This window comes from Priestia sp. TSO9, assembly GCF_021029645.1.
GTDB classification, from domain to species: Bacteria; Bacillota; Bacilli; order Bacillales; family Bacillaceae_H; genus Priestia; species Priestia megaterium_E.
Window position 1 is genome coordinate 31402 of sequence record NZ_JAJEKD010000006.1, and the last position, 15506, is coordinate 46907.

Here is a 15506-nt window from a genome sequence, read left to right on the forward strand (position 1 = left end):
CCAACACAGCAAATTTCTGAATATACTTTTTTTAAGGTTTTCAATATTTTAGGAATTATAATAAAGAAGCAATAAATGAAAACATTATATTTGTGGTAAGAGGTGAAGGGACATCATGTATAGAGCAATTGCTATTATAGCAGGTTCTGTGTTAATTGGATTTGCATACAATTGGTTTTTAATCCCCCATAAAGTGCTAAGCAGCGGCATTAGCGGTATTGCTATGATTATAGGGATTTTAACGCCTGCAAGCACGGGAACAATGAATTTTTTGTTGAATTTACCCCTTTTAATTATTGGTTTTATGAAGTTAGGAAAGCGGTTTGTTTTACATACCCTGCTGTCCGTTGTGGCTTTATCAATTGCTTTATACGTGATTCCCTTGAGAGCTGTTAGTACAGATCCTATTCTGTCAGCTGTTTTTGGAGGAGTTTTAACTGGAATTGGCGTAGGATTTGTTTTTCGTCAGTCAGCTTCGACAGGTGGATTTGATATTATTGCGATGCTTCTTACGCATAAAAAAGAATTTCCACTTGGCGCTATATTATCAGCGATGAATGCCGTGGTTGTATTTGTTTCAGGTTTTTTTGTGAATTGGGACGCGGCTTTATATACGATGCTTTCGATTTTCGTCACAGGAAAAGTAGTGGATGCGATTCATACTCGCCATATTAAGCTCACGTTAACCATTATTACGAGAAAAGGCGAAGAAATGAAGCAGCAGCTTCTTACGAATTTGGTGCGCGGCGTGACGTTAATGAACGGTGAAGGAGCTTATTCAAGAGAAGACCGTAAAATATTAATGACGGTAATCTCACGCTATGAGCTTGCAAACCTCAAGCAGTTAATTCAATCCGTGGATCCTGAGGCTTTCGTAAATATTACGGAAACGGTAGAAGTAATGGGGCTGTTTCGACGGGATGCCTATTAATATATTTGTTATTTCAGCGCCGATTTATGATGAATAGCCATTTTTATAGTATAAAAGTTATAAAAAAAGCCTTAAGAGTAGTTCTTGAGGCTTTTTTTGCGTAAAATATGAGTAAGAAAATATCGTGTATGAAAAGTATAAAAAAGGGAATTTGATAGAGTACATAAAATATTGACATCAAAAAGGAGAGACTATATGACGGTAGAATATCAGTTAACGAAAAAGAAATATTACGAAACGTTTATGCAAGAAAATGAAAATCAGCCGCCTGTAAAAGTCCTTGGACAAGCTTATTACGAAGAGCAGCAAAAAGAGTGGTACGACTTATCGCTCATTCGCTTAGCTCAGGGAGAAGTGTACTTCCATAATCAAGATTTTGAGTCCGCGATTTTTAAGTGGGAGAATGTAAATGGCGAGTTTAAGCTGTGGGCGAAGAAAAATACAGCCGACGCACATTATGAATTGGGGTTGTCTACGCTTGCTGAAGAGCTTTACCTATCCATCGAAACGGATTCAAAAGTATTAAAAGCTGAAATAGCGCTAAAGCTGTTTTCGCTGTATACGGACCATAACAATATTGAACGAGCTTATGAAGTCATTAACGAGCTGGTTGCTTCTCAGCCGGATTATCCAAACGTCACGGCGATTGCACGCAGATTTTATGAAGAGCAAGAAGACTTTAACAGCGCAGTAGAGCTTGCGGTAGATGAGTGTATTCGAACGGAATCGTTAAATTGGTTTGCGGTATTAAAGACTTACGTAGATAAAGGATATACAGCAAATTTTATCCCTAACTATTTTTATCAAGTGATGATTTCATTTTACAAAGTGGACCAAGTATATTTCAAACAGCTTGTCTCAGCTTTATGGAAACAATATAAGAGTCAGCCTCCTTATCTTGCTTGGATTAAAACCATCAATGATATTTTCTTGAATATTGAAGTGGGTCTCTACGATTATTGGCAAGAGATTTCAACTCTTTATCAAGAGACGTACACTGACTTAATGGAAAGTGATCATTCTGTAAAGGAATTGCATGAAGTCATTCCGAACGTATTAACAAACTGGCTTAAAATTACTAATAAGTCACGTGCGTTATTTCCGTCTGCGGCCGTGCTTTCATGGAATGAAAAGTTTCCGTCAACTATTGATACCATTACAATCGAAAATGCAGGCAGATTAATTTTTGAGGCGCGTAACGACATTGATGGTCTTGAATATCACTACAAGCTTTGCCATGGCATTATTAAATGGGCTAATGAAAATGGTTTAGAAGTGGGGCATACTTTTAAATGGTGGGTAGACTTTTTATTAGATGCTCATACGACACACTTATTAATTACAGGAACAAATGCTGCAACGTCTTCATTTGTGGGATCGATTACAGAAGAAAAGGTACCGCAAAATCACGAAACAACCTTTGTGTTCATTCATGATGAGGAAGAATCTATCCAGCAAATCGCTGATCAAGAAATCACTCCGATGGAAACGATTGACGGAGCGGAGCAATCTCCTCACAAGGCGCTTGTAGAAGTGAAAAAACCTTTTGCGTTCCTTGATAAGCATAATTGTTCATGCATTGTTACGCCAAGCTTTACAGAACAAGAGGCGCGTGAGCAGGATGCATTTAAATATGCGCCTTTAGCAGATGGTTTACTGTTTGTGCTTGATGCAAAAGAATCGCTGCTTGATGAAGAAAGAGAATTATTGCTTGAGATTAAAGAGCATGCGCCAAATACGCCAGTTCATTTTGTCATCAACAATATGGACAGTCTTTATAATCAAGAAACGATTGAGCGAATCACAAAAGAATTTGAAGCAAGCATTGGAGCTGATTTCCCGCAGGCGCATGTATTAGCCTATACGCCTCACTACGTATCGAGTCAGCACCACGGAGACTTGGCCCAGTTTATTAAAGCTAATTTCTATTACGATCCAAACAACGTTGGAGTAGAAGAGCGTGCGCGCAGACTGCTGTTCTTCATTCAAAGCATGTTAAAGAACTTAGTGGAGAAGAGAAATCAAACAGAAAATCATTTGATTGAAAGCATTAAATGGAACGAAGATATGCTTGTGCGATTAAATGGCTTCTTGCATCGAGTGGATGACTTAGAACAAGAAAAAGCGAGTAGTATTGTTTCGGCTTATCACGGCATCAAAGAGGATATTAGCAAAAAGTTAAAAAATAAAATTCCTCGTTTACTCAAAAAGTCTTCAGAATTAGTGAAGGAAGACAGTGATTTTAGCACGGTTCATATTGAGCTGAATAAACAAATGAATATGCGCGTGGAAGAGCACTTGCAGCAAGATGTACTACCTAAGTTCCGTATTTCTTTAAAGGACTGGATTGCTACATCAAATGAAGAGCTGATTGCGAGTCAAGTAGATATTGAAGAAGTAGCAGAGTCATTAAATAAGATGTACAATGAGCAAAAATTAACGTTAGCCTGCGATTTTAAAGTGCTGGATGACTGGCGCCGCGACGTTAATCGTATGGCTAATCGGGTTCAGCTGGATGAAGAAAATATTTTACTTCGCGTTAATCCAACGCAGCTCTTGTTAAAAGGAGCAGGAAAGCTGTTTTCTTCCATTCTTCAAAATCAAACGCTGCTTTATAATCAATATAAAAAGTACATTGAAAGTCAAGACTATCAAGATATCACAGAATCTATGCTGGCAAAGTTTTTTATGCAATTTAATTTATTTGAGAAAAATTTAGAAGTTGATATTGAACTATTCTTTGAAAAGCCAAAAGAGGTTTTAAAAGAAACGATTGAAGAAACACAGGCGCATATTAATGAAAATCAAGACGTTTTAAGTCATATGAAAGCCAATCCTGAAGCTTACTATGATCCGTTAACATTATTCCAGCTTCGCTTGCGTCAGTATGAGTTAATGGTTAAAGCTACAGAAGAAGTACACTATAACGTATAAAAGGTGGAGCAGGATGTATTTAACGATAAAAGAAGCAGCAGAGTATCTATCTTTTCCTGAAGAATATGTACAGAAATTGATTCAAGAAGGAAAAGTACGGGCTATATTTGATGGTGAAAACTACTTATTAAATAAAGAGCAGTTTAACACCCATTTAGAGCAAATGGAAAAGTACAAAAAACAAATTGAAGAATACTTAAATGAGCCTATCCCTGAAGATATGGATGTAAAAGATGAAGATTGAAGGCAGAAGCAGAAAACAGATGTTTTCTGCTTTTTTCTTTTGGAATGAAAGTGTTAAAAAAGGTAAGATATGAAAGAAATGTCGAAAAAAGTTGGAATTTCGTTAAAGATGTAGTCTTTTTAGATGCTTTTTTTATATAATGAAAGTATGCTAAACAAAAAGGAGAAGGCCTATGCAACGATCAAGACAGTTAAGGCTGATTTTATTGCTTGCCCTGATTGTTGTCGCTTCGTTTTTAATTATTATTATTTCGAAAACACAAGGGATTATAAGTCAGCAAACGACAAAAAAAGTAGAAAACACAAGCGTTGCAATTCTCACCTCTGATGTACTGACAGATCAAAGCTGGGGCAGTCTAGCTTATAAAGGAAAAATCAACATCGAGCAGCAGTACCCTGTTTCGGGTCAAGTTATTAGCGAAGTAAATACGAACCAAAAAATGAAGGAAGCTGCTGAAAAAGTTATTCAAAATGGAACAAAAGTCGTAATTGGACATGGAAGAGAATTTTCTACCGTTTTTACAGAACTCGCTCCTAAGTATCCTCATGTTCATTTCGTCACCATTCACGGTACTTCAACTTATAAAAACCAAACGGTATATACATTTGATCAAACCAAAATAGAGTATCTGGCAGGTACGGCAGCTGCCATGAAGACACGAACGAAAAAAATTGGATTAATTGATACATTTGCCAAAGAAAAGAATCTAGGGTTTGAACAAGGAATCAAAGCGTATAATCCATCGATTGCTTTTTATTATCGAGTTGTAAACAGCCGAGACGATGGAGCAAAAGCAGTAAAGCTGCTCCGTGAGTTAAAAGATGAAGGCGTCGATATCGTCTATGCTAAAGGAAATTCGTATAATCAAGAAGTTATTCAAGAAGCGAAAGTACAAGGAATGTACGTAATAGGATATTTAGATGATCAGGCGTACATGGGTAGGTCTGTTATTTTAACAAGTGTGATCAATGATGTTCCTCAAGCTTACAACGTGATTATGAAAGACTATTTCAGTAAAAAGGGTCTTCCAATTGGAGAAGTCAAACTTGACGCCAGAGACGGTGTTTATAAACTAGCGCCTTTTGGACCGATGTACAGTAAACGGGAAAAACAAATTTTATATTCGAAAGTTAGAATGTCTACACAGCCGAAGTAACTATGAAAAAGAAAGAGATGATTATGAATCAATTATTTCGCAACATGTCATTCCGTAGCCAAATATTAACGATTCTTCTTTTGATTACATTCATGTTAAGCGGGTTCTCTTTAGTTTTAGTGCATGCCGTTGATAAAATGAATCATGTAAGCAACGAAATTAAAGATGAAGATGTTCCTGAAATGGTGTGGCTTTCTTATTGGGAAGAGCAGCTGAACATAAAAGAATACATTGTGAAAAATAATCTAAAGAACCCCACTGTCTCTTTGATAGAAGAATATCAATCATATGATACACGAGTTATCGAAAATAATGAAAGATATAAGCAGCCTGTGCCAAAATCGTTGATTCCACTGAAAGAAAAAATTGAGCTGCTGGATTTTAAGATCTCTAATAACGTGCAAGGACTGCTGAAGTATGGAGATATAGAGGGAGCAAAAGAGTATCTTAAGGGAAATTATTTGCCGGATTTGCATCAGATAAAAAAAGATATTAATAGTTCAAAAGAGGAGACGGTTGATTCACTCGATACACTATCAGATACACTGTCTGTCATTATTAAGGATTCATTAATTTTATTATTAATTTTAACAGTAAGTGCTATTTTGGCTTCTCTCTATGCTTCATATCGCATGAGTGCGAGTCTTACGAAACCAATTGAACAAATGATTGAAAAAGTGAATGACATTGCAGACGGAGAATACGGTCTTGTTCTTCAAGACACAAAGCAAATTGAGCTGAAGCAGCTTTCGGCTTCTATCAATCAAATGTCGGTTAGTTTAGAAGATTCATTTTGGAAAATCATTAAAGATAAAGCGTATCGCCAGCAGATCTTAAATTCACTGCCTGTTGGAATTATTACAATGGAAGATGAGACAAATAGTATATTTGCCAATACCTCAGCAAAGCAGTTTTTAGATCTCGATGAAAAGGATATTTGCGGGTACATGGAGGAATGTCCTGAATATAATACTGAATTTTGGAGAATGTTGAATTCCGGAGAAATTCACGAAAATAAAAAAGTATTATTTGGAACAAAAAAGACGTGCTATTGCTTTTTAGCCTCTCAAACGCAGCTGTTTAACGAGAAGAACGAGAGCATTGGAAGGATTTTTTATTTCATTGATATATCGGATACCGAAGAATTAGAAAAGCGAATGCATCAGTCTGAGAAACTTGCTCTGGTGGGAGAAGTGGCAGCCGGAGCTGCTCATGAGATTCGTAATCCTCTTGCCGTGATTCATGGATTTATATCTCTTATGAATCAGTCTCTTTCTGATGAGGAGAAAAAGCGTTTTTACCTGCCTCTGCTTATGAAAGAGCTAGAGAGGATTAATTACATCATTGAAGAAATGCTGTTGTTATCAAAACCAGGGACTCCGGTGATGAAAAAAGTCAGCATGCAGGAGATTATTAATGAGCTATTGCCTTTGATTACTCACTCAAGCAAATTCACAGAAAAAGATAAGCTTATCTTCGATGTGAAACTGCAGCCGTATATATTAAAGGTAGATGAAAAACAAATCAAACAAGTTCTTCATAATTTAATTCGAAACAGTATGGAAGCCATGGATGGAGAAGGAGTCATTACAATCTACTCGCAGGTTCATGAAGATAGCTACTGTCTATACATTGAAGATACTGGAAAAGGCATTCCTTTGCATATGCAGCATTCTCTGTACCAGCCGTTTTCCACTTCAAAAGATAGCGGAACAGGTCTTGGTCTGCCCATTGCTCAGCGTATTCTAGAAAGCCACGGAGGACAGATTAAATTATTATCTACTTCTTCCCGCGGCACAGTTTTTGTTATTAAATTTCCTCTACATTAAGAAAACAGCCTCAAAAGGGCTGTTTTCTTAATGTGCTGTTAAAATAAGAGGACCGTTTTTCGTAATCGCAAGCGTATGTTCAAATTGAGCGGATAATTTACCGTCTGTTGTACGAGCCGTCCAACCGTTTTTATCCATTTTAGAATGCCATGTACCAGCGTTTACCATTGGCTCAATTGTAATCACCATACCTTCTTTTAAACGTGTACCTTTGCCAGCTTTTCCGTAGTGAAGAATGGTAGGCGCTTCGTGCATGGTATTTCCAATTCCGTGTCCTGTGAAGTCGCGTACCACAGAGAATTTTTCGCCTTCTACATAGCTTTGAATAGCGTGGCCAATGTCACCTGTGCGATTTCCTGGCTGTGCTTGCTCGATTCCTCTTAAAAGCGCTTCGTATGTAACATCTACTAGACGCTGCGCTTCGTCTGAAATGTCTCCAACGGTATGAGTCCATGCGGAATCTGCTAAGCCTCCGTTTAAATTTACAACCATATCAATGGTTACGATATCACCGTCTTTTAACGGTTTAGTTGTTGGAAAACCGTGGCAAATTTCATCATTTAAAGAAGCGCACGTTGCATATTGATATCCTTTGTATCCTTTTTGTTCCGGCGTTGCTCCGTGCTTTGCTAAGTACTCTTCAACAAATTTATCAATTTGCATTGTTGTTATGCCTGGTTTGATCATTTTAGCGATTTCTTTATGACAAGAAGCTAATAATTTACCTGCTTCGTGCATTAAATTAATTTCGCGTTCACTTTTTAATGTGATCATTGTTGTTCACTCCTTTTTTGATGTAACTTTACGAAAAAAGTTGGGCAGCGGTTATAGCCATGAAAGTCGACTATTCATCAGTTCATTTTTCTTTATTTGAAAATCCAAGAAATACAGAAGCCGTCTGCTATGGGGCGATATAAAATCATCCTTAATCATAACGCCCAATGGTAGGGAAATGCAAGATGCAGGCTTAAAAAGGAAGGGTTTGACGATAGGCATGTAGGGAAAACTGATAAATGAACGTTGAATTGGAGCATTCTCTATAACAAATGCGGTATGATATAGTAAAATAAATGAAACAAAACAATTCTTTAGGAGGGGTATAGGAAAATGAGTGAACATGGAAAATTTATTGGATTTGCAGGTACATATACAAAAGCAGGCAGTGAAGGTGTCTATACATTTACGTTAGATACAAAGGCTAAAAAGATTGTAGAAGTAAAAGCCGTGGCTAAAATTGAAAATCCTACATACTTAAATGCAAGCAAAGACAACGAACATCTTTATACAGTTATTAAAGAAGGAGAAAAAGGCGGAGTAGCTGCTTTTAAGATTGATCCAAACACGGGGCAACTAAAGTTTGTAAACAAACAGCTGCTAGACGGCGCGCCTCCTTGCTATGTTTCAGTGAATGAAGATAATACGCTTGTTTTATCTGCTAACTTTCATAAAGGGAGCGTTGAGACGTATTCTGTTAATGAAGAAACAGGGGAAATTGAATATGTAGCATCTGTAGTGGAACATCCTCATTCAGACCTCAAAAAAGGACAAAAAGGAAAACCACACGTACACTATGCCGATTTTACTCCTGGAGAAAAGCACGTGGCTGTTGTGGACTTAGGTATCGATGAAATCGTGACATATGAAGTGGAAGAGAATAAATTGAAGGAACTCAACAGTCTTTCTACATCTGTTGGTTCGGGTCCTAGACATTTAACGTTCCATCCAAATGGCCGCTATGCCTATGCAATGACAGAATTCAGCTCTGAAGTTTTATTTTTAACTTATGACGAAAGCAAAGGAAGCTTTACTCAACAACAAGCTACTTTAGCGATCCCGGCTGATTTTACAGAAAATAATCAAGGGAGTGCGATCCACATTTCTTCAGATGGCCGCTTTGTCTATGCAGGGAACCGCGGACATAACTCGATTGCAACATTCAAAGTAGATCAGGATTCTGGACAGTTAACATTCGTAGAATGGACAGGCACTGAAGGCGACTGGCCGCGCGATTTTGTTTTGGATCCAACGGAACAATTTATTGTAGCGTCTAATCAAGAAACAGGAAACTTGGTACTGTTTGAAAGAGACCAAGAAAGTGGAAAGCTAACGCTTCTTCAATCTAACGTTACGGTTCCAGAAGCTGTGTGCGTAAAGTTCCTCCATTATAAGTAATCGATGTAGACAATAAAGCATAATCAAAGAACGATTATGCTTTATTGTCTAGACCTAAGCGCCTGTCACTCCCCTTGCGGGGTTAGTGCCATCCGCATAGGTGAACCTTTGAGGGAATAGTCAGGTAGTGTGCGTTCTTTAGTATGATTTATGATTGCGATTTTTGAAATGAGCATAACCTATATGTGGAAAAAAGCCCTTTTGGAGGGCTTTTTTTTCTGGGGTTGTAGTAGAATGAATAGAGAACGCATGAAAGGCTGAGGTGAGAAGTATGGAAGATATTTGTAAATATCCAATTGTACAAGCTCCCATGGCAGGAGGAGTTTCGACGCCTAAACTAGCTGCAGCAGTATCTAATAGCGGAGGGCTAGGGTTTTTAGCTGCGGGATATAAAAGTGTGGGTGAATTGGAGCAGGAAATTATAGAAATGCACTCACTTACGAAAAAACCTTTTGGAGTGAATCTGTTTGTTCCGACAAATGAAAAAGTAGCAGTTGATGCACTTGATTGTTATCAAAAAGAACTGTCAAAAGCAGCTGAATATTTGGAGTGTCAAGTTGGTATACCAAAGAATGATGATGATGAATGGAGTGCCAAGCTCGACATCATTCAAAAACATCGAGTACCTGCTGTGAGCTTTACATTTGGGTGCCCGGATCGAGAGATTGTAGCAAGTTTAAAAGGAATTGGAAGCCGAGTTTTTGTTACGATTACAACACCTCAAGAAGCCGAAGTGGCTTTGAAAGCAGGAGCGGATGCGCTATGTTTGCAAGGCATTGAAGCCGGCGGCCATCGATCTACTTTTTTAGAGGATTCGGTGGATTACCCGCTTATGAAGTTGCTGAAAGAAGTTCGCTCAATCACCAAAAAGCCATTGATTGCTGCGGGAGGGTTAATGACGGGGTCTGACATCAAACGTGTGTTACAAGAAGGAGCTTCTGCTGCTCAGTTAGGTACGGCTTTTATTTGTTGTCCCGAAAGCGGAGCGAGTGCTCTTCATAAAGAAAGCATTCTTCAAAAGCGTTTTAATGAAACAGGTGTCACCCGAGCTTTTACAGGGAAACGCGCTAGAGGATTTGTGAATGTCTTTTTTATTTCCTATGATAAATCGGCACCCTCCGCCTACCCTCATATTCATTACATGACAAAGCCTATTCGCTCAAAAGCTACACAAATGAAGAATCCAGAGTACGCTTCTTTGTGGGCAGGAACTGGATTTACGCTGGCAAAAGAACTGCCTGCACATCTTATTGTGGAAGAGCTTGTACAAGAACTAAATGAACGATGAGAATTACGCTGTTGCTTGCTTTAAGTGCAAGCAGCTTTACATAAAGAAGGTGAACTCATATGCAAAACAAATTTACGATTGGGCAAATGGCCAGACTGCATGATATTCCGGTTAAAACACTTCGCTATTATGATGAAATTGGTCTATTTGAGCCTTACGAAGTTGATCCACAAACGGGATATCGTTACTATACGTTAGAACAATTTAAGAAATTAGATATCATTGTCTATTTAAAGCTGATGGGAGTTCCGTTAAAAGAAATTAAAAGAAAGATGGAGCACAGCAGCTTGGATGAATTTATTGAAACTTTAGCGGAATATCAGCAGGTAACAAAAGAAAAAATTCGTCACCTTCAAAGAGTGAATGCGCAGTTAACAACTCGAATGAAGGAATTAGAACAGACGAGACATATTAACCAAATAGGTGCCCCGTTCATCAAACACCTTTCCTCTCGTGAGGTTGTTCAAGTAAAAGCGGAGGTAGGCACGTTAGACGGGACTGAAAGTGTTCTGCGTGATTTAAAAAAGAAAATCAGCCATATTACCCCGATTATGATTGGGAAAGTAGGATTTATGCTATCGGTAGAAAACACGAAAAAACAACAATTTACAGATTACGATGGCATTTTTTTATTGGTCGAAAGTGATGTTTCTTTTCAGCATGAGCTCGTTACGTTAATACCTGAAGGCGATTACGCATCTATTTATATGAGAGAAAAGAGAGATACCACAGGAGTCTATTACGATGCGTTACTGAACTTTATTAAAGCCGAAGGATACAAAGCCGAAGGTCCTTTCTTAATTCGGCGGATTGTAGATTCCTTTATTTCTCATCATGAAGAAGAGCGGCTGACGGAAATTCAAATTCGAATTACGTCTTGACTATCCAGTAGCTGGAGGGTTTAAGATGAGACTATTGTAAAACTGCTGAAGGGAGAGACAACAATAGATGAATCAGCAAAGTATTTCCCAAGGGATGTCTTTAAGCCGAGGAAATCGCATTTTATTTATTTTAATTTTGGGTTCACTGAGCGCATTTGGACCATTATCAATCGATATGTATTTGCCAGCGCTGCCGACGCTTGCTAAAGAATTGCATACTTCCGCTTCTTTAGCGCAGGTCAGTCTGACAGCTTGCTTATTGGGCTTAGCATTTGGGCAAGTGGTCATGGGGCCATTCAGTGATATTCGCGGAAGAAAAAAGCCGCTTGTAGCAGCATTAATCACCTATGCAGCTGCATCTGTTTTATGCGTGTTTGCACCTTCTATTTGGATTTTTATCGTTTTGCGATTTATTCAAGGAATGGCAGGAGCAGCAGGAATGGTTATTTCAAGAGCGAGCGTGCGGGACTTATTTTCGGGTTCGGATTTAACAAAGTTTTTCTCTATGCTTATGCTCGTAAATGGGTTAGCTCCTATTTTGGCTCCGGTTGCTGGTGGACAGCTGCTGACGATTATGTCGTGGCGAGGAGTATTTGGTGTGCTAGCGGTGATTGGTGCACTAATGTTTTTTGCCGTTTTATTTGGTTTAAAAGAAACGCTTCCGCTCGAACGCCGTAAAGAAGGTGGATTAACAGAAGTACTGCGTACGTTTGGCGTATTGCTAAAAGATGGTGTCTTTGTGGGATATGCGCTGGCGCAAGGTTTTATTATGAGTGCCATGTTTGCTTATATTTCAGGTTCTACATTTGTCCTTCAAGACATTTATGGCCTGTCTCCGCAGATGTTTAGCTTTATTTTTGCGATTAACGGTTTTGGATTAATCATAGCTACTCAAGTGACAGGACGTTTAGCGGGTAAAATAAAAGAAGCTACTCTTCTTATGTATGGATTGCTTCAAGCAGCTGTTGGAAGCGTGCTTTTAGTGGCCGTGATTGCTACTCACATGTCTGTTATTTTGGTCTGCATCTTGCTTTTCTTTGTAGTATCGAGCGTAGGAATTGTGAACACAACCGTTTTCTCACTCGCTATGGAAAATCAAGCTTCGAACGCGGGAAGTGCTTCAGCGCTTCTAGGGTTGCTTCCGTTCTTGCTCGGAGCAGCCGTAGCTCCTCTTGTTGGTCTTGGAGGAGGGCAAAATGCTCTGCCGATGGGCATTGTGATTATGGTCTGTGATTTATTAGCATTAGGTGTGTACATGACGTTAGTGAGAAGGAAAACTGCATCATAAAAAAGCTACTTGGTTCTCAGCAGCCAAGTAGCTTTTTTAGTTATTGAGCTTTGTGCTCGTGATTTTCAAAGGGCATTGTAACGCCAAGCTTTTGAATTTCTTTTTTTGCATTTTCCAAAATGGTTTCAGCTTTCGCTTTTGTTTCAGCATCTACCCCGCTTAGAAACTCTTTCTTTTTAGCAGGAAAATTCACGCCCAGTTCTTTTAATTTGGCTTCCGCTTGTTCCTTAGTTAGGGTGCCATCGCGCAACTGATCCATGATAGCTTCAGCTTTTTTCTTCGTATCCGCATCTAAATTGTTAAAAGGGCCGCCTTTATGTTCAGGAAAATTCACGCCCAGTTCTTTTAATTTGGCTTCCGCTTGTTCTTTAGTCAGCGTGCCGTCGCGCAACTGATCCATAATAGCTTTCGCTTTTTTCTTTGTAGCCGCATCTAAATTGTTAAAAGGACCGCCTTTATGTTCAGGCAAGTTCACGCCCAGTTCCTTTAATTTGGCTTCCGCTTGTTCCTTAGTCAGCGTGCCGTCGCGCAACTGATTCATGATAGCTTTGGCTTTTTCTCTAGTAGCTGCATCTAGATTGCTGAAGGGGCCTTCTTTGTGCTGAGGCAAGCTTACGCCGAGCTTCTGTAATTTTTCCTGTGCTTTTTTCATAATATCATCAACTTTTTGTTGTGTTGCATCATCCGTATTTGTTGTACTGCCATTTGTTCGCTCTACAACTGTTGAAGAGCTTGTTTCATCTTTGCTTGCTGCAAATGCCGTGGAATTTGCAACGGCCATAACTCCTAGTGTTAAACCGCTTGCCATGATATAACCGAATAGTTTCTTTTTCATGCTATTGTCACTCCTTAAAAGTTATAGGGGTGTGGTACAGAGCTGTCCACAATTGTTAATGTAACCACCAATAGTGAAAAAATGGTGAAAATAGATAAAAAACGAAAAAATATAGACGTTTGTTGAACAATACAGCTCTTTTATTGGATAACAAAATGAAATTCGATATGATTTTATCTAAACAGCAGCAAAAAAGAATGGAGACTTTATATAGATGAACGTTCTTAAAAAATTGGGAATAGCTTTGATAGTTGCGATAGCGGTAAGCTTGGTATTTTTGTTTCGCGATGAGTTAAAGCCTGGTCCAAGGCTAGAAGATTTTTCAGGAGCAACTGAGTTGCATCCTGTCGTAGAAGAAAAGAAAAATAAACTTGTTCAACAAGCAAGTGAACAAGGAATCTCGATTGTCATTACGGAAGGTTTCCGTTCAAAAGAAGAACAAGATAAGCTTTATGCAAAAGGCAGGACGGAAGAAGGCAACATTGTTACCTATTCAAAGGGCGGCCAGTCTTATCACAATTACGGATTAGCTATTGATTTTGCTATTCAGTTAAAAGACGGACAAGTTATTTGGGACATGGAATATGACGGTAATAACAACACTCAGTCTGATTGGATGGAGGTTGTAGATATCGCAAAAAAATTAGGATTCGAATGGGGAGGAGACTGGCAAGGTTTTAAAGACTATCCGCATTTTCAAATGAGTCCGGAAAATATAAAAGACCACACACGCTAATAAAGCGTGTGTTTTTTAGAGGGATAATACAATTTTACTATATCTATGTCAGAACCTCTAACACGAATAGAAGCTTGTAGTTTCTTTTTTTATTAATTTACTGTTAAGGTAATTATATATATTAATATAATAAAAATATAGATGGATAATTAGAAAGAGGGGTGGTTAGGGAGAACTGCCCCATAAAAATGAAAGACAATTCGTATAAAGATATGCGTTAACTAATATAATCTACTGATTAAGCTTATACAAGTACCTTCAGCCTAGCGAACGTATGCTTACATATCGGCAAATGCCAACAAAGTCTTTTATTTTTCTAACATATTTTATTTGAAGATAGTTCATTTTGATTACAAAAAAGAGATAATTTGTCAACTGTTGACTTTGCTTTAAGGGTAAGAATATAATTTTTAACATATTTTAAATATTTTAAAAATTTAAATATTTATTGTTGTTCGCAGATTAGGAGGGGGAAAATGATTGTTTTTGACGGAGTGAATAAATATTACGGTGATTTTCACGTATTAAAAGATATCAATTTAACAATTGAAAAAGGTGAAGTTGTCGTCGTAATTGGACCTTCGGGTTCAGGTAAAAGCACGATGCTGCGATGCATAAATTATTTAGAAACAATATCTAACGGACAGTTAACGGTAAATAATATATTGGTCGCGGATAAAAAAACAAATATTAATAAACTGCGCCGCAATATAGGTATGGTGTTTCAGCATTTTTATTTATATCCGCATAAAACGGTTTTAGAAAATATCACGTTAGCACCTATGAAAGTATTGGGACAGTCGTCAGAAGAAGCTAAGAAAACAGCTCTATACTATTTAGATAAAGTAGGAATCGGTGAAAAAGCTAACGCCTACCCGTCCCAGCTTTCAGGCGGCCAGCAGCAGCGTGTAGCTATTGCGAGGGGACTTGCGATGAAGCCAGAGATTATGCTTTTTGATGAACCTACCTCTGCTCTTGATCCAGAAATGATTGGAGAAGTGCTGGATGTCATGAAAACATTGGCTAAAGAAGGAATGACCATGGTAGTTGTAACTCATGAAATGGGGTTTGCAAAAGAAGTAGCGGATCGCATTGTATTTATGGATCAAGGAAAAATCTTGGAAGAGGCAACTCCGGCTGAGTTTTACGAAAACCCGCAAGAAGAAAGGGCACGTTTATTTCTTAGCCGTATTTTAAATCATTAATTGTTTA

The 15506-nt window shown here is 38.3% G+C and carries 13 protein-coding genes; 11 read left to right on the plus strand and 2 right to left on the minus strand.

Annotated features, from left to right (window positions below; translation table 11 throughout):
* Nucleotides 1–115: 115 nt before the first annotated feature.
* The 5 genes from LJC66_RS01350 (at nucleotide 116) to LJC66_RS01370 (ending at nucleotide 7094) form a co-directional block, all read left to right on the plus strand.
* On the plus strand, nucleotides 116–931 hold the full coding sequence (locus tag LJC66_RS01350) for a YitT family protein (RefSeq protein ID WP_013055060.1): 816 nt from the start codon (nucleotides 116–118) through the stop codon (nucleotides 929–931).
* 195 nt (nucleotides 932–1126) lie between these two features.
* Nucleotides 1127–3865, plus strand: coding sequence for a GTPase domain-containing protein (locus tag LJC66_RS01355; protein ID WP_230931672.1), 2739 nt, complete (start codon nucleotides 1127–1129; stop codon nucleotides 3863–3865).
* Nucleotides 3866–3878: 13 nt separating this feature from the next.
* Nucleotides 3879–4109 carry a helix-turn-helix domain-containing protein gene (locus LJC66_RS01360; protein WP_013055062.1) on the plus strand — a complete coding sequence of 77 codons (231 nt, stop codon included), beginning with the start codon at nucleotides 3879–3881 and terminating at the stop codon, nucleotides 4107–4109.
* A 172-nt stretch (nucleotides 4110–4281) separates the two neighbouring features.
* The gene (locus tag LJC66_RS01365) at nucleotides 4282–5265 is read left to right on the plus strand and encodes a BMP family ABC transporter substrate-binding protein (RefSeq protein ID WP_230931673.1); all 984 of its coding nucleotides are present in this window, start codon (nucleotides 4282–4284) and stop codon (nucleotides 5263–5265) included.
* 23 nt (nucleotides 5266–5288) lie between these two features.
* Nucleotides 5289–7094, plus strand: coding sequence for an ATP-binding protein (locus LJC66_RS01370; RefSeq protein WP_230931674.1), 1806 nt, complete (start codon nucleotides 5289–5291; stop codon nucleotides 7092–7094).
* A 27-nt stretch (nucleotides 7095–7121) separates the two neighbouring features.
* Here LJC66_RS01370 and map read toward each other — a convergent pair whose 3' ends face one another.
* Nucleotides 7122–7868, minus strand: a complete 747-nt coding sequence (gene map / locus LJC66_RS01375) for a type I methionyl aminopeptidase (protein WP_195695572.1) — start codon at nucleotides 7866–7868, stop codon at nucleotides 7122–7124.
* Nucleotides 7869–8201: 333 nt separating this feature from the next.
* Here map and LJC66_RS01380 point away from each other — a divergent pair, with 333 nt between their 5' ends.
* The 4 genes from LJC66_RS01380 to LJC66_RS01395 all read left to right on the plus strand — a co-directional run bounded on the left by LJC66_RS01380 (nucleotide 8202) and on the right by LJC66_RS01395 (nucleotide 12723).
* Nucleotides 8202–9266 (plus strand): lactonase family protein, encoded by a 1065-nt coding sequence (locus LJC66_RS01380; protein ID WP_230931675.1) that lies wholly within the window; start codon nucleotides 8202–8204, stop codon nucleotides 9264–9266.
* A 271-nt stretch (nucleotides 9267–9537) separates the two neighbouring features.
* Complete coding sequence (locus tag LJC66_RS01385; protein ID WP_230931676.1) at nucleotides 9538–10554, plus strand: nitronate monooxygenase; 1017 nt, start codon at nucleotides 9538–9540, stop codon at nucleotides 10552–10554.
* 59 nt (nucleotides 10555–10613) lie between these two features.
* Nucleotides 10614–11435 (plus strand): MerR family transcriptional regulator, encoded by an 822-nt coding sequence (locus tag LJC66_RS01390; RefSeq protein ID WP_043975788.1) that lies wholly within the window; start codon nucleotides 10614–10616, stop codon nucleotides 11433–11435.
* A gap of 67 nt (nucleotides 11436–11502) precedes the next feature.
* The gene (locus LJC66_RS01395; protein WP_195695570.1) at nucleotides 11503–12723 is read left to right on the plus strand and encodes a multidrug effflux MFS transporter; all 1221 of its coding nucleotides are present in this window, start codon (nucleotides 11503–11505) and stop codon (nucleotides 12721–12723) included.
* A 40-nt stretch (nucleotides 12724–12763) separates the two neighbouring features.
* Here LJC66_RS01395 and LJC66_RS01400 read toward each other — a convergent pair whose 3' ends face one another.
* Nucleotides 12764–13558: a hypothetical protein gene (locus LJC66_RS01400; RefSeq protein ID WP_230931677.1), complete on the minus strand. Its 795-nt coding sequence runs from the start codon at nucleotides 13556–13558 to the stop codon at nucleotides 12764–12766.
* A 214-nt stretch (nucleotides 13559–13772) separates the two neighbouring features.
* Here LJC66_RS01400 and LJC66_RS01405 point away from each other — a divergent pair, with 214 nt between their 5' ends.
* On the plus strand, nucleotides 13773–14294 hold the full coding sequence (locus LJC66_RS01405) for a M15 family metallopeptidase (RefSeq protein ID WP_195695568.1): 522 nt from the start codon (nucleotides 13773–13775) through the stop codon (nucleotides 14292–14294).
* 476 nt (nucleotides 14295–14770) lie between these two features.
* Nucleotides 14771–15499 carry an amino acid ABC transporter ATP-binding protein gene (locus LJC66_RS01410; protein ID WP_013055072.1) on the plus strand — a complete coding sequence of 243 codons (729 nt, stop codon included), beginning with the start codon at nucleotides 14771–14773 and terminating at the stop codon, nucleotides 15497–15499.
* The last annotated feature ends 7 nt before the right edge of the window (nucleotides 15500–15506 follow it).